Source organism: Bacillus sp. V26, assembly GCF_034296245.1.
Lineage (GTDB): Bacteria > Bacillota > Bacilli > Bacillales > Bacillaceae > Bacillus > Bacillus halotolerans.
The window spans coordinates 519,037-538,738 of record NZ_JAXKQF010000001.1 but is presented as its reverse complement, the minus strand read 5'-3'; the positions used below and the strand labels follow the sequence as shown (position 1 = coordinate 538,738).

The window sequence follows — 19,702 nt, the reverse complement described above, 5'->3', positions numbered from 1 at the left end:
CGATGATATTATTTCAAAGAATTATTTTGCAGAGGCTCAATCAAGCCAGTGCTGAAGATTTATTGAAGTACTCCAAGCAATACGGAATCAGTCTGACAAAACCGCAGGCAGTTGAAGTAGCAAACCTGTTATACGGGAAAAATGTGAATATTTTTAATGAGCAGGAACGTACGCGGCTGCTGAAACAAGTAGAATCCATTACTTCAAAAGAAACAGCCCAAACCGTTCATGAACTTTTCAAACAGTTCACAAGCTAAAAAAAGGGGGGGATCTAAGGGACTGACCCCATAAGATGAGACAAATAAAAAACACCTTCAAGTTTGAAAACGGATGATTGTTAGCCGAAATTAGACTTGGAGGTGTTTTTTCTATGGGGACAAGAGTGAGTTATCCGGTTGAAGTTAAGCAGAAGGCTGTAGAAATGAGATTGGCAGGCGTGCCTATGAAAGAGATCATGGAGAAATTAAAAATTAAGAATAAGACACAGATTCAGACATGGGTTAGATGGCATAAGGCTGGGGATACACATCGATTTGAACAGCCTGTTGGTAAGCAATACACTTACGGAAAAGGTCCGGAGTATTCTTCCGAATTAGAGAAACTGCAGGCAGAGAACCGTTATCTGAGACAACAAAATGAAGTTTTAAAGAAGTACAACGAATTGGAAAGGAAGTTGATAGCCAAACGTCAGTTGAACTTGTAGAAGTATTGCACGGCACAATGACTGTACAGAATATCTGTGTTCATTTAGGTATCTCACGAGCGTCTTATTATCGTTGGAAGAAGAACCTGATGAAAGATCATCCCAAGTGCCATTTGGAAAAACAAATCGGCACGTTGTGCCGAGAGCACAAGTATCGATATGGATATCGAAAAATTACAGCTATATTAAAAAAGGAAATGCGTATTAACCATAAAACGGTTCAGCGTATCATGCAGAAAAATCAGTGGCAGTGCCGGGTTAAGGTGAAAAAGCGCAAGAAGAATGGGCAGCCATATGCCGTGGTTGATAATATATTAGATCGGAACTTTCAGTCCGATCATCCTCTTGAAAAACTAGTAACGGACATCACATATTTGCCTTATGGACAGAAACAATTGTACCTTTCCAGTATATTGGATGTATACAATGGAGAAGTAATTGCTTTCACGATTGGAGATAAGCAGGACACAGACTTTGTCTTAAACACACTTGATCAACTGCCAACACTGCCTCAGAACTGCGTGTTGCATAGTGACCAAGGATCTGTGTATACATCTTATGAGTATCAGAAAGCTGTTAAAACAAAAGGCATTACCATGAGCATGTCCCGCAAAGGGACGCCCGCTGATAATGCCTCCATCGAATCGTTTCATTCCTCACTAAAGTCTGAAACGTTCTATCTTAACAGTATTGATCGAACCACGACCGCCATCGTAGAACGCACTGTCAAAGAATACATTTATTATTATAACAACATTCGTATTCAAACGAAACTAAACAGCCAATCACCGATAAGCTATCGGCAATTGGCTGTATAAAAGGTGTTTTGATCCCTGTCTCAAAAACGGGGGTCAGTCCCCTAATCCCCCGCTTTTTTATTGCTGTAAAATCTTTTCGAGTAATGTGTTGTCAAATTGCATTTCTTTCAGCATTTGAATCTCAAAACGGTACGGCGGTTTTTTGTTCTTTTTATCTTCACCGACATACGGCGTTTCAAGAATTTTCGGGATGTCTTTTAATTGCTCATGATGAACGACATATTGCAATGCGTCAAACCCGATTTCCCCGAAGCCAATATTTTCATGACGGTCTTTTCTCGCGCCTTTGATATTTTTGCTGTCATTGATATGGAGCACTTTGATTCTGTCAATACCGACAATTTTATCGAACTCATTCAGCACTCCGTCAAAATCTTCGACAATATTGTAGCCGGCATCATGTGTATGGCATGTGTCAAAGCATACAGATAAATGCTCATTGTGTGTCACGCCATCAATAATTTGCGCAAGCTCTTCAAAGCTTCTGCCGCATTCAGATCCTTTGCCTGCCATTGTTTCTAATGCAATCTGCACATTTTGATTCGGATCAATGACTTCATTTAAGCCTTCAATGATTTTTTTAATGCCTTCTTCGGCTCCCGCCCCAACATGAGCACCCGGGTGAAGGACGATTTGCTTCGCGCCGATAGCAGCTGTCCGCTCAATTTCTGAGCGGAGAAAATCAACACCAAGCTCAAACGTAGCCGGATTGACCGTATTGCCAATATTAATAATATAAGGCGCGTGTACGATAATCTCGTCGATCCCGTTTTCCTGCATGTGAGCGCGGCCGACTTCTATATTTAAGTCTTCAATTTTTTTTCGGCGCGTATTTTGCGGCGCACCTGTATAAATCATAAACGTGTTCGCCCCGTAAGAGACTGCTTCCTGACTCGCAGCCAGAAGCATATGTTTTCCGCTCATAGAGACGTGTGAACCTATTCTCAACAACCGGTTCCCCTACTTTCTTTTTTTAGATTGATTTCTTCGCTGTTTTTTCTTAATTTTCTCCATCTCGTAGCTCATTTTCTTTTTATATCCCGGCTTAACCTTCTTCGGCTTTTTCACGAGACGATGGGCGATTTCATCTGCTTCGTTCGGCGCCTTTTTACGCTTTTGGCGGCGCTGGCGGTCATCGCCTTTTTTCCATTCGCCTTTTTCAATCTCCAGGTAATCAAACTCAATGCCCATTTTCTCAAGCTTCACCAATGCATCCTCATCAGAAAGCTCATAAATTGTCATGGCCTGTCCTGAAGAACCCGCGCGCGCTGTTCTGCCCACACGGTGAACATAGAAATCAAGATCATCCGGCAGCTCATAGTTGATGACATGGCTGACACCTTTAATATCAATACCTCTTGCGGCGAGGTCAGTTGCAATTACATAAGTGAATTCCAAATCATTAATCTGCTTCATGACTTTTTTCCGCTCACGAGGCGTTAAGCCGCCGTGCAGAAGTCCGATTTTCATACCTTTGCCCATCAAATATTTGGCAATATGGTCGGCAGTGTTTTTCGTATTGGCAAACACAATGCCTAAGTATGGGTTCAGATTAGACATGATATCGAAAAGGAGCTTGTCCTTATCACGGTGCTTTGAAGGAATAAGAATATGCTCAATTTTTGCAGCAGTGACCTGTTTCGGCTCCACGTGGGCATATTTCGGGTTTTCCATATATTTTTTCAAAAACGGTTTCAGCTTTTCCGGAATTGTTGCAGAGAACACAAGCATCTGCAGATCCTCTGGCATACGTGAACCAATGTAATCAACGTCTGCAAGGAATCCCATATCCAGCATTAAATCCGCTTCATCAATAACAAGAGATTCAGCTTTATGAACACTTAATGCCTGTTCTTTGATTAAATCCGCAATCCGTCCCGGCGTTCCGACGACTAGATGCGGCTGCGTTTTCAGTTTATCAATGGCTTTCTGCTTATCTGTTCCTCCGATAAAACATTTCGAACGGATCGAATCGCCTTCTGCACCCTGCGTGATTTTCAGCGCTTCCTGATAAATCTGGTTGGCAAGCTCGCGCGTCGGAGCCGTGATGACCACCTGAACGACATCCTTAGCAGGATCAATTTTATTTAACAAAGGAAGCAAGTAAGCGTGAGTCTTTCCGGTTCCCGTCTGAGACTGTCCAATGACGCTTTCTTTTTTTAATACAGCAGGAATCAGCCTTTTTTGAATATCGGTCGGTTCATAAAAACCAAGGCGATGTACTGCATCTATAATAAACGGTTTCAATTCATACACATCAAATTTAGTTTCTTTCATTTTTCCCAGCTCCTTAAAGCGGCACATTATGTGTCCATCATCACATTATACCCGATTTACCTTAAAAACACCACGTTTGGAAGGCGTTTGTTTATTCAGATAAGGAAAGCAAATACCGAAACCCATGCATATTGTAATAGCAGAGAGAACTGAAAGGAGGTACAAGTATGTTTTCACAGCAGCAGCCAATGAGAAACTATCCGCAGCCCGGTCCGCCCCGCCCTATGCAAAACCAGCGCATGATGGGAAGAACAGCGCCTGAAATGCGAAGACCTTCATTTGGTCCGCCGCAGCAAGGTTTCCAGCAATCAGGGCAGCAATTTCTTCCTCAGCCAAACGTCGGAGCTAGAAATGGGGCGGGCACAGGCTTAAAAGGGATGCTGTCTAAATTTTTGCCCGGCGCAGGAGGCACAGGGGCCCCCGGAGCAGCCGCAGGCGGAGGAGCAGGTCTGCAGGGCATTCAAAATCTCGCCAATCCGGCATCGTTATCCAGTATGCTCAACAATGTGCAAAAAGTGCTCGGCATGGCGCAGCAAGTCACCCCTATGATCCAGCAGTACGGACCCTTAGTCCGCAATCTGCCGGCAATGATAAAGCTTTACAGTCAATTAAGCAAAAACGATGATACAGAGGGCACTGAAGAAGAAACGAAGACAGAATCAGAAGAAAGTGCAGAAACAGAAAAGAAAACTGCGTCCAGCGACTCTGCCGAAAAGAAAAAATCAAAAGCAAGCAGTTCATCACCTGCAAAAAAAACAGAAGCACCGGACTTGAAGGAACAAGAATCAAAAACATCTGTCTCAAAGAAAAAGGAAACGCCCTCTCCTTCCTCGAAAAAAACATCAGGCAGTTCAAAGCCGAGATTATATATTTAACATTCTTTGATATCTGGAGTGAGTTTGGCTATAATGGAGATCAGAAGAATGCAAGATTAGAGCCGTTTGATTACGGCTTTTTATATTGCCTTTACTCACTTCTGTATTGGAGGACAACCGAAAATGGACGTAATTAAAATTTCGCCGCGCGGCTATTGCTATGGTGTTGTTGACGCTATGGTAATCGCTAAAAACGCGGCACTGGATAAAAGCTTGCCAAGACCCATTTATATACTCGGGATGATTGTTCATAATAAACACGTCACTGATGCGTTTGAGGAAGATGGCATTTATACATTGGACGGCGCTAATCGACTGGACATCCTGAAGCAGGTTGACAAAGGAACTGTCATTTTTACAGCGCACGGCGTTTCTCCCGAGGTTAGACGAATCGCCGAAGAAAAAGGATTAGTCGCAATAGATGCTACATGTCCGGATGTAACGAAAACACACAATTTAATCTTAGAAATGAAAGAAAAAGGATACCACGTAATCTATATCGGCAAAAAAGGCCATCCGGAGCCGGAAGGAGCGGTTGGCGTTGCGCCTGATATCGTTCACTTGGTTGAAACGCCGGAAGATGTCAAAAATCTCGATATCCAAGCTGAAAAATTGATCGTAACAAACCAAACGACAATGTCTCAATGGGATGTTCACGATATTATGGAGCTTGTGAAGGAAAAATATCCTCACGTTGAATATCACCAAGAGATTTGCCTGGCTACCCAGGTACGGCAGGAAGCTGTATCGGAACAGGCGAAAAAAGCGGACTTAACGATCGTTGTCGGCGACCCGAAAAGCAACAATTCAAACCGGCTCGCGCAAGTGTCAGAGGAAATAGCCGGGACAAAAGCGTACCGAATCGGCGATCTAAGCGAATTAAAATTGGAATGGCTTAAAGGCGTAAATACAGTTGCCGTTACTGCCGGAGCTTCAACACCGACACCGATCACCAAAGAAGTGATTCGCTTTTTAGAACAGTTCGATCATGAAGACCCATCAACTTGGACAATCGAACACAATGTTCCGCTCAAAAAAATCCTTCCGAAAGTGAAAGCAAAAAACTGAGGCCCTCACAGCCTCAGTTTTTTTTATAGAAAAGTAAATGGATTTGTATCCGTTTCAGAAATAAAGATATTGACGTCTACTTTTTTATCCTTACACATTGACGTCAGTTTTTTTGTGACGCCTTCTTTCATGATTTTTTCAGCGTAATGGCCTGGATCAATGACATTCAGACCAAGCATCATCGCATCATGGGCAACATGGAAATATAGATCACCTGTAACGTAAACATCTGCGCCTTTTCGTTTTGCCTGGTGGATATACTTGTTCCCGTCTCCTCCGAGAACAGCTACTTTCTTCACCATGCTGTCAGCCTGTCCCACCATTCTGACGCCGTTCACTTGAAGCTTGTCTTTCACAAACAAAGCGAATTCCTGAAGCGTCATTTCATTTTTAAGTGTTCCGACACGGCCTAGCCCTTTTTCAGCTGGTGACTGTTCGACAGGATAAACATCATAAGCCACTTCTTCATATGGATGGCTTTTTATCATTGCGTTTATAACGGCTTTTTCTATGCTTTTAGGAAACACAGTCTCCAGTCTGACTTCATGAACGAGCTCAAGCTCTCCTACCTCTCCGATAAAAGGCTGTGCGCCGTCCAATGGCTTAAAACTGCCAATGCCCTCAGATGAAAACGCACAATGGCTGTATTCACCGATATGGCCTGCCCCTGCATTTCCCAGCGCTCCTCTGACCTGCTCCTCATATTCTTTCGGCACGTATACGACCAGCTTTTTAAGAGGATCGGTATAAGTAGGAGCCAATACTTCAGTTTCACTCAGCTCCAAGGCCTCAGCAAGCAAATCATTTACGCCGCCGTCAGCAACATCTAAGTTAGTATGAGCCGCATAGACAGCAATATCATGCTTCAAACACTTTTCAATCAGCCTTCCGCCGGGCTGATCAGTTGAAATATGCTTTAGCGGCCGGAAAATAGGAGGATGGTGCGCAATGATTAGATCAACATCTTTTTCAATCGCTTCATCGACGACGCTTTCCAATACATCCAGCGTAACCATCACATTTTTAACCGGTTTATGTAAACTGCCGATTTGCAGACCGATTTTATCACCCTCAACTGCATAGGTTTTCGGAGAAAATTGTTCAAACAGCTGGATGACTTGCTGTCCGTTTACCATTTTAGCCATGATCGATAACCTCCTTTAATAGCTTCATTCGATCGGTTAGTTCCTTCAATTTCTGTTTGTTATCTTCAGATGTTGCAGCACGGCTGATCTGTTCATATATATTTTGAGTATGCTGAAGCTCTTGTGTCCATTTTTTCAAAAATACAGCATTCTTTTCTTTTGCCAAAAATGGGCCTACGAGCATTCCGGCGGGCAAAGAAATTCCGACATAAGCTGCATCTCTGTCTCCGGCTTCGGCCACTAGCACCTCATAGCACTTTCCGTCTTCCTCAAGAATCACTTCATCAATCAGTGCGTATCCTTCTTTATACAGCCACTCTCTAATATGAACGGCATGAATATTCGGCTGTAAAATAAGCCGTTCTTCACCTGTCAGTTTTTCTTTGCCTGCTTCTAAAATATGAGCGATCAGTGACCCGCCCATACCGGCAATTGTTATGGCGTCAGCCTCACCTTTCTGAAGCACTTCCAGGCCATCTCCTTGCCTTACCGTTATGTGTGCGCTTAAGCCCGATTTTTCGACCTGCCGTTTGGCAGACAAGAATGGACCGTCTGTTATTTCTCCAGCAATAGCTTTGCTGTTTTTATGATTCAGCACCGCATAACAGGGAAGGTAAGCATGGTCAGAACCAATATCCGCTACTACTGCTCCATCCGGTATGTACTCCGCTACTGTTTGTAATCGTTTTGATAATTTTAATTCGTTCACTAGTCATCACAACTTTTCTCAATCATTTTTTCCTTTTCTATCATATAAAAAATCAGCCCGGAATCCAAGCTGAGCGAATGAATTTCAGTTTATTTCTTTGCAGGAACAACATCAAGTATGGGATGACGGACAAAAATAAAAGGCTGTCGAGAACATCTCGGCGGCCTGAGAACGTATAAGGAGAAAGATACATCCTTTATTTAATTTTAGACACCCATTCTGCCATATCATCAAGCTTATCAGCCGGAACAAGACCGGAAGGCATTCCATTACCGCCTTTTTCAATCTTTGTTTTGATTTCAGCGACATCCTTCTTATCCCCTACACCTTTTAAACTCGGACCCGAAACTCCTTCATAATTTTCCCCGTGACACGCGATACAATTTGCCTTGTAAATGTCTTCCGGTGAAGCGTTTGCATCATCTTTTTCAGCAGACTTGCTTTCTCCACCGCTCGCAATCTCGCGAGAGTCATCAAGCCCCTTTACTGATAAAAAGAAAGTCAGACCAATTCCTAAAACAGCGATCAGTAAAAATGGAATAAGCGGATTCCATTTCATTTCCCTTCCCCCTTTATGATCCTTCCCCCTATGTAAACACTTCTAATTCTAACTTATTTTTACAAAAAGTAAATGGATTGGCATACAAAAGTTTTTTATTCACACTTTATACAAAATTGAATCAAAACATGCCTATTTCTCTAACATTCCTTTTATTCTATTGTATAATGTATTGTATACGCTTACAATAGAAAATATGGATTGGTATATTGAAATTTTTCATCACAATGTTCATTTGCAAATGACATCATTTTTCAGTAAAATAAAGGCATATTATCCATATATCTTTTTAAAAAAAGAAGAACGGATCTGCAAGACCCGTTCCATCTTATTCTAGAAAATCTTTCAAACGTTTACTTCTGCTAGGATGTCTTAGTTTCCGCAGCGCTTTCGCTTCGATTTGTCGAATACGCTCTCTCGTAACTCCAAATACCTTGCCGACCTCTTCCAATGTTCTTGTACGTCCGTCATCAAGACCGAATCGAAGCCGCAATACATTTTCTTCACGATCTGTTAACGTATCAAGCACGTCTTCAAGCTGCTCTTTCAATAGCTCGTATGCCGCGTGATCTGAAGGTGAAGTAGCCTCTTGATCTTCGATAAAATCACCAAGATGGGAATCATCCTCTTCACCAATGGGTGTTTCAAGGGACACTGGCTCTTGTGCTATTTTTAAGATTTCACGTACTTTTTCAGGTGTTAAATCCATGTCTTCCGCAATTTCTTCAGGTGTTGGCTCTCTGCCTAAGTCTTGCAATAGCTGACGCTGTACGCGGATTAATTTATTAATGGTTTCAACCATATGAACGGGGATCCGGATCGTTCTCGCCTGATCGGCAATGGCGCGTGTAATCGCCTGTCTGATCCACCACGTAGCATACGTACTGAATTTATAACCCTTACGGTAATCAAATTTCTCAACGGCTTTCATCAGACCCATGTTACCTTCTTGGATCAGGTCAAGGAACAGCATTCCGCGTCCGACGTACCGTTTGGCGATGCTGACAACAAGCCGCAGGTTCGCTTCAGCCAATCTGCGTTTGGATTCTTCATCACCTTCTTCAATTTTTTGCGCATAGGCGATTTCTTCCTTTGCAGAAAGAAGGTTAACCCGGCCGATTTCCTTTAAATACATACGAACTGGGTCATTGATTTTGACACCAGGCGGTACACTTAGGTCATTAAGGTCAAATTCTTCTTCGGCTTTGGCAAGCTGCTGAATATTAGGATCTTCTGTTTCTTCATTCTCACTAATTAATTCAACACCTTGTTCACCTAAAAATTCATAATACTCATCCATTTGGTCTGATTCAATCTCAAAGCTGGACATACGCTCAGCAATTTCTTCATATGTCAAAACGCCACGTTTTTTACCAGACTCGGTTAATTGTTCTTTCACTTGGTCGAATGTTAATTCAGTTTCGTGGGTTTGTTTATCAGCCATTATGGATCCCTCCTTCCAAAGCTTGCAACGAATTCTAAAAGCGGTATGATTCTTATTCGGTCCATTCAGGCGTTTTCTATGTGAACTGCCTTTAACAATGTGCGAATAATGAAATGACAATTCATGATGAGGTCAAGCGATCTATTTGCTCCTCCGCAAGGAATCATTGCCAATGAAAGCTCCTCATCAGTTGTCCCGGTTATTTTAAAGATCGGTTCAAAGTAACGATTTCTTGAGCCAGAGATGCCGCTCTCAAAAAATCTTTTTGCCTTTCGGCTTCGGCTCTTTCCGCCTCTTTTTCTTTTATCATTGACCATTTTCTGTGATTCAACACTTTTTTCACATAATCTGATAACTCGGCCTCGCTGAGTTCTTGATTAATCTGAAGCATTAAAATATCAGACAGTACCTGGCTTATATGATCATCCGTCACCCTGGCCATAAGGTGCTGAGGCGTCAGCTCGGCACCCTCTTCATAAAAAGCGTACAGATAGGCGGCCAAAGCGCGGTGTTCATCAATATTAAATTCAAACCCGACCCGGTCAATGACTTTTTTTATGACGCCCCTGTCACGAAGCATATGCGCCAGTAAAAGCCTTTCTGCATTTTCATACGCCGGGCGCAGCCGTTTTTGCCTTGCCTTAGTTGTCAGATGCGCTCTTCTTGTTTTCGTTTCACCGCTGCTGTCAGCAGGTTTGTTTTGCCTGCCGAATACAGTCAGCTGCTCAGTTAATGACTCCTGGGAAATCGAAAATTCGGAAGCAAGCTGTTTCACATAGACTTCCTGTTCAAGTGATCCTGACAGCGCGCTGATTTCTTTAAGCACTTCTTTAATGTAGGCTAATCGATCGCCTTCATCGGCCAGGTTCTTTCCTTTGCGGAAATATTGCATTTTAAACGCCATTACCGTAACGCTTGCATCGACAATGTCGTTTTTGAATTTTTCTCCGCCGTACTGTTTAATGTAATCGTCAGGGTCCAATCCGTCAGGGATCATAGCGACTCTGACTTTACAATCTTTTTTCTGAAGAAGCTCTGCAGCTTTCAAGGTGGCTTCATATCCGGCTTTATCAGAGTCATAGCAAAGAATGATTTCCTCCACGTTTCTTCTCAGAATCTTTATATGATCATCTGTCAGAGACGTGCCCATCGTCGCTATACTCTCTTTTACGCCTGAGTTTACCGCTGATATGACATCAGCGAATCCCTCAAATAAGACAGCTCTTTCCTGCTTTCTGATATGAAGTCGGGCCTTGTGAAAATGATAAAGCAGCTTGCTTTTATGAAAAAGCGGCGTTTCCGGACTGTTCATATATTTTGGCTGCTGGCTGCCAAGCGCTCGGCCTGAGAAAGCCACAACAGCTCCATGATGGTCATGGATCGGAAACATGATCCGGTTTCTGAAACGGTCAAAATATCCGCTTCCGTCTTCGCGTCTGATTAGCAGACCCGCTTTTTCCATTTGTGTTTCACTGAAGCCCCGCTTGACGAGAAATTTTGTTATGAAATCCCAAGAATCAAGAGCATAGCCGATCTGAAATTCATCAATCAGCTCTTTTGTAAACCCTCTTGCAAGCAAATAATCCAGCGCTTCTTGACCTTCTTTTGTATTTATTAACAAATGATGGTAAAATTTCTTCAGAAGCTCATGAGCCTCCGCCATTTTTTGTTCTCCGGAGGATTCTGGCCGGACTGCGGTGTGAACCGTTATATCATCTGGAAAATCAATGTGGTATTTGTCCGCAAGGTGGGAAACCGCCTCCGCAAACGAATAGCCCTCCATCTGCCTCAAAAAAGAGAAAACATTGCCGCCCGCTCCGCAGCCGAAGCAATGAAAAATCTGTTTGTCTGGCGATACGGAAAACGAAGGTGTGCTTTCTCCGTGAAAAGGACAGAGTCCAAAGTAGTTTCGGCCTTGCTTCTTTAATTGAACATAATCACCTATGACTTCAACGATATCTGCCGACTTTTGCACCTTGTCTACAATTTCATCTGGTATCCGATTTCCCATCTTATAACACTCCGTCGTACATTATTCGATGTTTTAGTGCAAAATCCCTTCATCGTTCGACAGGATTTTTTGCAGCAGTGTAACAAATCGTTCTCGATCTTCATGATTCAATTTTTTAGGCCCTTTGGCATATATGCCTTTTCTCCTTTGTTTGCCGGAAACATGACGGCCTTCAAGGGCAAAATCAATCGTATCTTCCTTGTAAAGACGCCCTCTCTCCGACATGATGGTGACATTCCTGTTCACAAGCAGGGATGCTAAACCAATATCCTGCGTCACCACGACATCTCCCGGTTTTACATGATTTGCGATATATAAATCAGCAGCTTCTTTATGAGGATCAACATACTTCCATTTTTCTTCCTTACTTCTGGAAAGCTGGTAATGTTCAAATGAAGCGACAAAAAGAACTTGAACTTCATAATCGGATGCTGTTTGTAAAATTTCGTCTTTTACGGGACAAGCATCAGCATCGACAAAAATCGTCTTTTCTTTTTCATTAAGAAGAGTAATTCTCCATCCCTCCATTAAACTCCTGCATAAAAGCAAGCAAAATCGCACACCCTGCAAAAATGCGGGTGTATATGAATTTGTCGAAAAATTTCCGGGAGAAATTCTTGACATCTTACCCATAATAGTTTATTCGTATCACACTAACCTTAAACCTAAAATTAATCATTTTATCACAATTTTTTATTATAATACAAACTTCACAAAGATGCTATTGTTTTTCATTATTCCCTTTTGGCAAAGTCAAAAACCCAGGATAGAGCGTCCTGAGTTACATGTTTTTCGTTTTGAGATGATGGATGATATTTGCTGTTTCTTCTACTGCTTTATTTGAAACATCTACAACCTGGCAGCCGATTCGATCCACGATCTTTTCGAAATATTCCAGTTCCTCTTTAATTCTGTTGATATTTGCATAGATGGCCTTGTCATTGAGGCCAAGCGATTTTAACCGTTCTTTTCTGATATGATTCAGTTTATCCGGACTAATCTTCAGGCCGATGCATTTTCTCGGGTCAACATTAAAGAGCTCTTCCGGCGGGTCAACCTCCGGAACAATCGGAACATTGGCAACCTTCAGCCGCTTGTGGGCAAGATATTGAGATAACGGTGTTTTAGAGGTTCTCGATACACCGATCAAAACGATATCAGCTTTTAAAATGCCTCGTGGGTCACGCCCATCATCGTATTTAACAGCAAATTCAATCGCTTCGACCTTTTTGAAATAATCTTCATCAAGCTGGCGGACCCGTCCCGGTTCATATTTCGCCGTTAAACCGTAGGCTGTTTCCATTTTATCAATTAACGGGCCGATAATATCATAATATAAAACATTTGCTTTTTCCGCTTCGGCAATCAAATATTCTCTTATTTCCGGCACCACAAGTGTAAAACAGATAATGCCTCCATCTGCTTTTGCAAGTGAAATCACTTCATTGATAGTGCCAATGTCTTCAACATAAGGAATTCTTCTTACATGTGTATCATCCGCTGAGCCGTTAAATTGGCTTAATGCAGCTTTGACTACCAATTCGGCCGTTTCACCGACGGAATCCGATACAACATAGATGATGCGGTTATTCATATTATCCCCCCGTTAGTCTGCGCTCTTATAGGATTTCATTTTCTGATAAACTGACAAGTATTTTGGTCATATTCGTTTTCGTCACTCTGCCAATCACTTCATATCCTTTATCGGTATCTTTGATGACAGGCAGCGCATCGATTTGTTTTTCAATTAAGTGCTTTGCAATGTCCATCACATAATCCTCGCGTCTGCACACTGTAATATTGGGCATTCTAGTCATAATAATGTGCACAGGGACAGAAGTAAGCTCCTGCTGGCCGATGCTGGCTCGTAGTAAATCCTTTCGTGAAAGCACTCCGACTAAAACAGCATCACGGTCCACTACAAACAGAGTACCTACATCTTCTAAAAACATGGTGCAAATCGCATCATATACAGAAACGTTCTCGTGAATAACGACGGGGATAGATTGAAAGTCTTTCACCTGAAGCTTTTTCAGTTTATCTGCCAAAAGCTGCGTGCCGGTTTTTCCAGTATAGAAATAACCGACTCTCGGGCGCGCCTCAAGGAAACCTGACATGGTGAGTATGGCTAAATCCGGACGCAGTGTTGCTCTCGTTAAATTCAGCTGTTCGGCAATATGCTCCCCTGTAATCGGTCCGTTTTCTTTTACAATCTGCAAAATATGTTCTTGCCGTTTATTTAGTTCGATCGTACTCACCACCTTTTCACTTCGTATCTATGTAAAGAAATAATAAACCATATTATAACGTAAATGCTTTGTAATCAAACAAAAAAACGTTCAAATGGGGAAAAGACGATTACCGATCACACAGCAACCGCCTTTTCTTCTTTATTTTACAATAAGGGCATTCATATTAGCAAAGGACTTGATCTGATCCGCCAAGCTTACCATTTGCGCTAATCGGTTTGCCTTTAATGTCTCGTTATCAGCAATAACCATCGTATGGTCGAAATAAGCATCAATCGGTTCCTTCAAGGCCGCAAGGGAAGAAAGTGCAGCCTCATAATCCTTTTTGCTGAAGCTTTCCTGCAGATTTTGTTTAGCAGCTTGATAAGCTTCGTACAGCTTCGCTTCGTATTCATTTTCAAACAAATCAGGCTGAATTTCCGCGCGAACTCCTTTTTTGCTGATAGAGATCACTCGGCCTAAAGCTTCTGCTGTTTCCTTAAAGCCTGGCGCACCCAATTTTTGTTCCAGCACTTGCGCTTTGTGGAGCGCCGAATATGGCTCAAGCTCAGAGCTTTCCAGCACGGCATCTATTACATCATGTCTGATCTGCTCCGCATTTAAGACGTATTTTAGACGCTGAGTGAAGAAATCTAACAGTTCGGTTTCTTTTTCGGTTTGTACGAAAGTCAGCAGCTCTTCAAACGAAATGCCCCAGTTCCGGTCAAGCAGAATAGCGACAATACCGCTCGCTTGGCGGCGCAAGCCGTAAGGATCCTGTGAACCAGTCGGAATGACGCCAATAGAGAAGAAGGATGCGATTGTATCCAGCTTATCCGCCATGGCAACTACCGCCCCAGTGAAAGTGGAAGGCGTTTCTCCGCCTGCAGATCTAGGCATATAGTGTTCGTTGACAGCTGCGGCTACAGCATCATGTTCGCCAAGCATTTTCGCATACTTTTCACCCATAATTCCTTGAAGCTCAGGGAACTCATATATCATGTGTGTCACAAGGTCGAATTTAGAAATTTCAGCAGCACGTTTCACATGTTTTAATGTATCTTCATCAGCTTGAAGACGGACAGCAAGCTTCTCTGCGATCGCTGTTACTCTTCTTACCTTATCAGCGAGAGAGCCAAGCTCTTCATGGAACACAATGTTTTCAAGCTTCTTCACATTTTCATCAATGTTCAGTTTCTGGTCTTCCTTGTAGAAGAAGGAAGCATCTGACAAACGAGCACGCAGCACTTTTTCATTGCCTCGCGCGACATTTTCGATCGCGTGGCTGTTTCCGTTACGGACTGTAATAAAGTAAGGCAGCAAATCTCCGTTTTTGTCTTTAACAGGGAAATAGCGCTGATGCTCTTTCATTGTCGTTACAAGCACTTCCTCAGGAATGGACAGAAACTCAGATTCAAATGCCCCGTAAAGAGCCGTCGGATATTCTACTAAATGATTGACCTCATCAAGGAGGTCCTCGTCAACCGGAATACTCCAATTGTTTTCTTCGGCCATTGCTTCCAGCTGCGATTGAATCATGTGTTTGCGAACATTTGGATCAGCAATAACATGCTGCTGTTTCAGCTGTTCTTCATAACTTGAAGGTGATTCAATAGACACTTCATGCCCCAGGAACCGGTGCCCCTGTGTCGTCCGGCCTGACTCAACATTTGTAATTGCAAACGGAATGACATCCTGGCCAAATAAAGCGACAATCCATTTAATCGGACGGATATAACGCAGATCTTCATTTCCCCATCTCATGTTTTTCGGGAAATGGAGGGTTGTAATTAAGCTGTTCAGTTCAGGCAGAAGCGTTTTGGTTTCTTGTCCTGCTTGGAATTTTTGCACAAAAACATATTCCGTGCCTTTTATTTCTTTCATGTACAAGTCTTCCACACTGGCACCTTGACCTTTTGAAAACCCAATCGCCGCTTTTGTCCAGTTGCCGTCAGCATCAAGGGCGATTTTTTTTGCAGGCCCTTTTGCTTCTTCTTTTATATCATCCTGCTTTTCTGCTACACCCTTTACTAAAACAGCAAGGCGTCTCGGTGTATTAAAAAGCTTCACTTCACCGTGTGCAATATTTTTTTCTGCAAGCCAGCCTGTCAGCTTTTCGCCAAGCTGAACCATGCTTTCATTCAAAAAGCGCGCCGGCATTTCCTCTAATCCGATCTCTAAAAGTAAATCCTGTTTACTCATGAGAAGAACCCTCCCCTTTAAGCATTGGGAACCCTAGTTTTTCTCGTTCCTCATAATAGGTTTTTGCGACTTTTCTTGCTAAATTACGCACTCTTCCGATATAGCCTGTCCGCTCTGTAACAGAGATTGCCCCTTTGGCGTCAAGAAGGTTGAATGTGTGCGAGCATTTAAGCACGTAGTCATATGCGGGATGCACAAGACCGTTATCCATTTGCTTGATCGCTTCTTTTTCATACGTGCTGAATAATTGGAACAGCATATCAACATCAGATGTTTCAAATGTATAAACGGAATGCTCGTACTCAGCCATCATGAATAAATCTTTCACAGTAAACCCTGACGTCCACTCAAGATCAAATACATTTTCTTTATCCTGAATATAAGAGGCCAGACGCTCAATTCCGTATGTAATTTCCACGGAAACAGGCTTACACTCAAGTCCCCCAACCTGCTGGAAATACGTGAATTGTGTAATTTCCATTCCGTCAAGCCATACTTCCCAGCCAAGACCCGCACAGCCTAAAGACGGATTCTCCCAGTTGTCCTCAACAAAACGGATGTCATGCTCAAGCGGATCAATTCCGAGAGCGCGCAAAGAGTCTAAATACAGCTCTTGAATGTTATCAGGTGATGGTTTAATGATGACCTGAAATTGATGATGCTGATAGAGTCTGTTCGGGTTTTCTCCGTATCGGCCGTCAGCTGGGCGTCTTGACGGCTCAACGTAAGCCACTTTCCACGGCTCAGGACCGATACTGCGCAAAAATGTATACGGGCTCATCGTGCCGGCCCCTTTTTCTACATCGTATGCCTGCATGAGCACACAGCCTTCATTAGACCAATGCTTCTGCAGGGTTAGAATCATGTCTTGAATATTCATTTCAAGCACCTCCACTTTTCTTTCATAAAATTGCTGCGGCAGCAACCAAAAAACTCCCGTCTCTATGCTTGCCAGCCGCAAACATAGGGACGAGAGTTCTCCCGCGGTTCCACCCTAGTTGCTGAGAACAAAATCCCAGCCTCTTTTTTAAAATTGCTCAAGAATGCCTTTCGTTGCGCGCTCATCCTTAGCTTACACCGTCCTAAGGTCGCTTTTATGAGGTAAACGCAAGTACTTCTTTCTCTCACTGCAACATATTTTATAATAAATGATCATATAAAAAGATGGGCCATATGTCAACTTTTGTTTTCACCCATAAGATGTTTCATGCTCTCCATTTGATCTAAAAAACGCTTCGATTTCAGATAAACCCCTGAATATTCTTCGTAGTACAGGTCAATAACTCGCTTTAATTCATTTTTCGTTTCCTGCTTTAAAGACACATTGCCAATCCTTGAAAGATCGAAGTAATAAAACAGTCTCAAAAGCCTTGCCGTTTGCGGTTTAATCGGCACCTTGTAAGGGTCTTTGTCAAAGCAGCGGTGGCAAATAAAACCGTTATCGCGAACAGAAAAATGGAATGTCCCATCCTGGCTTTTACAATGCACACAGTGATTAAGCTCAGGATACAGTCCCATCACAGCAAGCATCTTCATTTGAACAATGAAGGTAATAACATCCGGGTCTGTTCCTTCGTCAAGCTGTTTAAGGGATTCTAAAATAAATTCAAACAAATAGGGATTTGGTTTTTTTTCTTCTGTGCCTTTGTCAACGAGCTCAGCAATAAAAGCTGCATATGCAGTTAAAAACAAATCCTCTCTGATGCCTCTCATGCTGAGAATCATTTCACCCTGCTGAAGGGTTCCGAGGCCTGTTGTTTTCTGCATTAGGAATGAACCATACAAAAAGGGCTGGCTGACTGCTGATAAACGGCTGTTCGGTTTTTTGGCTCCTCTGGCCATAACACCTATTTTTCCGTGTTCTCTTGTCAGTAAAGTAACAATTTTATTCGTCTCTCCGTAATCATTGGTACGAAGAACGATTCCTTCACATTTTGTCAGCATTTCCGCACCTTCCTAAAACAGGAGCGGTCAAGAGGTCTATAAAATTGGAAAATCAAATCGGGCTAGCTCATCTTCTAGTTCTTCGGGTCTTTCCATGTTCTCTTTTTCCAGTTCTTTAAAAAGAAGATACGTATCAACATTTCCTGTTTGAGAAAATACGTTCCAGGTAAAATTCAACACAAGAAACCCACCTTTCTGTAGTTAAACTAGCTTACCTAAACTCCAAATTCTTACCTTTATCTTGACCAGATGTCCTCCATTTCATGTTAAACAAAATTTGCTAATGTATCCCTGTTCATGTGAGATAATGACACAGCAAGTGATTAATATTCATCCTCTTTAAAGCCGAAGTCGCGAAGCTGGGACATTTTGTTACGCCAGTCTTTCTGCACTTTTACCCACAATTCTAGATAGACGCGAGAACCTAAGAGGGCCTCGATATCCGCTCTCGCTCTTTTTCCGACTTCTTTCAGCAGGCTGCCTTTTTTTCCGATGACAATGCCTTTTTGAGAATCCCGTTCGACCACAATTGTTGCCGCCACGTGCACGGATCCGTTGTCCTGCCCTTTAATCGATTCGATGCTTACCGCAATGCTGTGCGGGATCTCTTCCCTTGTCAGATGCAGCACCTTTTCCCTGATCAACTCAGAAATGATAAAGCGCTCCGGATGATCGGTCACCTGGTCACTCGGATAAAACTGCGGACCTTCAGGCAAATATGCTTCAATCTGCGCCAGCAATGTTTCAATGTTATTTCCCTCTAATGCAGAGATCGGAACAATTTCCTTAAAAGGATATCGCCTGCGGTATTCGTCAATTAGCAGAAGCAATTGATCAGGATGAATCTTGTCAATTTTGTTTACGATTAAGAAAACAGGTGTCGAGGTATTCTGCAGTTTCTCAATAATGAACTCGTCGCCCTTGCCATAGCCTTCCTCAGCATTGATCATAAATAAAATCAAATCGACTTCTTTTAATGTATTTTGCGCCACTTTCATCATAAAGTCCCCAAGCTTATGCTTAGGCTTATGAATTCCTGGTGTGTCAATAAAAATCGTTTGTGATGTGCCTGTCGTTAATACCCCTTGCACCTTATTTCTTGTTGTTTGGGGCTTATCACTCATGATCGCGATTTTTTGGCCGATCACTCTGTTCAAAAAAGTAGACTTCCCTACGTTTGGTCTTCCGATAATGGATACAAATCCTGATTTAAAGCTTTCGTTCGTCATGTAAATCCTCCGATGAAAATGCGCCTGGCAATAATTCTTCTGCAGTCATTTCTTGTATTTGTCCTTGTAAATTGGTCAGCACGATAATAACGTCCTTTGTGCAGAGCTCAGAAATCACCTGCCGGCAGGCTCCGCACGGTGATACTGGTCCCGGGGTGTCAGCAGCTACTGCCAGCATCTGAAACTCAGTATCGCCTTCAGAAACAGCTTTAAACAAAGCGGTACGCTCAGCGCAGTTGCACATGCTGTATGCCGCATTCTCTATATTGCAGCCTCTGTACACTTTTCCATCTTTGGTAAGAAGAGCGGCTCCTACTTTAAACTTGGAATACGGTGCATATGCCATGTCACGCGCTTTTAAAGCTTCTGTTATCAATTTCTGTCTGTTCATGTGTACATGTTCCTCTCTTACCTATAATGGTACCGCTATCACTTTATATTTTACATAATGGCGCTCCTTTTTTCACGCCCATTTCTAAAAATGTAAAAT

20 protein-coding genes are annotated in these 19,702 nt (G+C 42.7%); 4 read left to right on the top strand and 16 right to left on the bottom strand.

Annotation, left to right across the window (positions count from 1 at the left end; translation table 11 throughout):
- The first annotated feature begins 2 nt into the window (after nucleotides 1-2).
- A complete protein-coding gene (locus UJ203_RS02900) occupies nucleotides 3-257 on the top strand; it encodes a DUF2624 domain-containing protein (protein WP_322008565.1) in 255 nt (84 codons plus the stop codon).
- 113 nt (nucleotides 258-370) lie between these two features.
- A protein-coding gene (locus tag UJ203_RS02895; RefSeq protein WP_322008564.1) for an IS3 family transposase occupies nucleotides 371-1,521 on the top strand; the annotation gives its coding sequence in 2 pieces (ribosomal slippage) (nucleotides 371-653 and nucleotides 653-1,521; 1,152 coding nt in all).
- A gap of 57 nt (nucleotides 1,522-1,578) precedes the next feature.
- Here UJ203_RS02895 and UJ203_RS02890 read toward each other — a convergent pair.
- Together UJ203_RS02890 and cshB are read right to left on the bottom strand one after the other, a co-directional pair.
- Nucleotides 1,579-2,472: a deoxyribonuclease IV gene (locus UJ203_RS02890; RefSeq protein WP_322008563.1), complete on the bottom strand. Its 894-nt coding sequence runs from the start codon at nucleotides 2,470-2,472 to the stop codon at nucleotides 1,579-1,581.
- Nucleotides 2,473-2,481: 9 nt separating this feature from the next.
- Entirely contained in the window at nucleotides 2,482-3,798 is a 1,317-nt protein-coding gene (cshB, locus tag UJ203_RS02885; RefSeq protein WP_322008562.1) for a DEAD-box ATP-dependent RNA helicase CshB, read from the bottom strand.
- 167 nt (nucleotides 3,799-3,965) lie between these two features.
- On the opposite strand from cshB, the gene vrrA reads away from it, so the two are divergent.
- On the top strand, nucleotides 3,966-4,673 hold the full coding sequence (gene vrrA / locus UJ203_RS02880; protein WP_322008561.1) for a VrrA/YqfQ family protein: 708 nt from the start codon (nucleotides 3,966-3,968) through the stop codon (nucleotides 4,671-4,673).
- A gap of 123 nt (nucleotides 4,674-4,796) precedes the next feature.
- The gene (locus UJ203_RS02875) at nucleotides 4,797-5,741 is read left to right on the top strand and encodes a 4-hydroxy-3-methylbut-2-enyl diphosphate reductase (RefSeq protein ID WP_101864539.1); all 945 of its coding nucleotides are present in this window, start codon (nucleotides 4,797-4,799) and stop codon (nucleotides 5,739-5,741) included.
- A 23-nt stretch (nucleotides 5,742-5,764) separates the two neighbouring features.
- On the opposite strand, the gene UJ203_RS02870 is transcribed toward UJ203_RS02875, so the two are convergent.
- The 14 genes from UJ203_RS02870 to cdd all read right to left on the bottom strand — a co-directional run bounded on the left by UJ203_RS02870 (nucleotide 5,765) and on the right by cdd (nucleotide 19,603).
- On the bottom strand, nucleotides 5,765-6,886 hold the full coding sequence (locus UJ203_RS02870; RefSeq protein ID WP_322008560.1) for a Nif3-like dinuclear metal center hexameric protein: 1,122 nt from the start codon (nucleotides 6,884-6,886) through the stop codon (nucleotides 5,765-5,767).
- Nucleotides 6,879-7,547: a tRNA (adenine(22)-N(1))-methyltransferase TrmK gene (trmK, locus tag UJ203_RS02865; protein ID WP_322009447.1), complete on the bottom strand. Its 669-nt coding sequence runs from the start codon at nucleotides 7,545-7,547 to the stop codon at nucleotides 6,879-6,881. Before trmK ends, UJ203_RS02870 begins: the two co-directional genes overlap by 8 nt.
- A gap of 244 nt (nucleotides 7,548-7,791) precedes the next feature.
- Entirely contained in the window at nucleotides 7,792-8,154 is a 363-nt protein-coding gene (gene cccA / locus UJ203_RS02860) for a cytochrome c550 (RefSeq protein WP_003237051.1), read from the bottom strand.
- Nucleotides 8,155-8,482: 328 nt separating this feature from the next.
- Nucleotides 8,483-9,598, bottom strand: coding sequence for an RNA polymerase sigma factor RpoD (rpoD, locus tag UJ203_RS02855; RefSeq protein WP_003226225.1), 1,116 nt, complete (start codon nucleotides 9,596-9,598; stop codon nucleotides 8,483-8,485).
- Nucleotides 9,599-9,797: 199 nt separating this feature from the next.
- The gene (gene dnaG, locus UJ203_RS02850) at nucleotides 9,798-11,609 is read right to left on the bottom strand and encodes a DNA primase (RefSeq protein ID WP_322008559.1); all 1,812 of its coding nucleotides are present in this window, start codon (nucleotides 11,607-11,609) and stop codon (nucleotides 9,798-9,800) included.
- Nucleotides 11,610-11,642: 33 nt separating this feature from the next.
- On the bottom strand, nucleotides 11,643-12,137 hold the full coding sequence (locus UJ203_RS02845) for a YaiI/YqxD family protein (protein ID WP_322008558.1): 495 nt from the start codon (nucleotides 12,135-12,137) through the stop codon (nucleotides 11,643-11,645).
- Between the two features lie 253 nt (nucleotides 12,138-12,390).
- Nucleotides 12,391-13,203, bottom strand: coding sequence for a pyruvate, water dikinase regulatory protein (locus tag UJ203_RS02840; RefSeq protein WP_322008557.1), 813 nt, complete (start codon nucleotides 13,201-13,203; stop codon nucleotides 12,391-12,393).
- Between the two features lie 25 nt (nucleotides 13,204-13,228).
- A complete protein-coding gene (ccpN, locus tag UJ203_RS02835) occupies nucleotides 13,229-13,867 on the bottom strand; it encodes a transcriptional regulator CcpN (protein WP_024122084.1) in 639 nt (212 codons plus the stop codon).
- Between the two features lie 132 nt (nucleotides 13,868-13,999).
- The gene (glyS, locus tag UJ203_RS02830) at nucleotides 14,000-16,039 is read right to left on the bottom strand and encodes a glycine--tRNA ligase subunit beta (RefSeq protein WP_322008556.1); all 2,040 of its coding nucleotides are present in this window, start codon (nucleotides 16,037-16,039) and stop codon (nucleotides 14,000-14,002) included.
- A complete protein-coding gene (gene glyQ, locus UJ203_RS02825) occupies nucleotides 16,032-16,919 on the bottom strand; it encodes a glycine--tRNA ligase subunit alpha (protein ID WP_010334976.1) in 888 nt (295 codons plus the stop codon). Before glyQ ends, glyS begins: the two co-directional genes overlap by 8 nt.
- Before the next feature lie 296 nt (nucleotides 16,920-17,215).
- Nucleotides 17,216-17,983 (bottom strand): DNA repair protein RecO, encoded by a 768-nt coding sequence (recO, locus tag UJ203_RS02820; protein ID WP_322008555.1) that lies wholly within the window; start codon nucleotides 17,981-17,983, stop codon nucleotides 17,216-17,218.
- A 36-nt stretch (nucleotides 17,984-18,019) separates the two neighbouring features.
- Entirely contained in the window at nucleotides 18,020-18,163 is a 144-nt protein-coding gene (locus UJ203_RS02815; RefSeq protein ID WP_024122087.1) for a YqzL family protein, read from the bottom strand.
- Nucleotides 18,164-18,306: 143 nt separating this feature from the next.
- Entirely contained in the window at nucleotides 18,307-19,212 is a 906-nt protein-coding gene (gene era, locus UJ203_RS02810) for a GTPase Era (RefSeq protein ID WP_101864543.1), read from the bottom strand.
- Nucleotides 19,193-19,603: a cytidine deaminase gene (gene cdd, locus UJ203_RS02805; protein WP_024122088.1), complete on the bottom strand. Its 411-nt coding sequence runs from the start codon at nucleotides 19,601-19,603 to the stop codon at nucleotides 19,193-19,195. Before cdd ends, era begins: the two co-directional genes overlap by 20 nt.
- Between the last annotated feature and the right edge of the window lie 99 nt (nucleotides 19,604-19,702).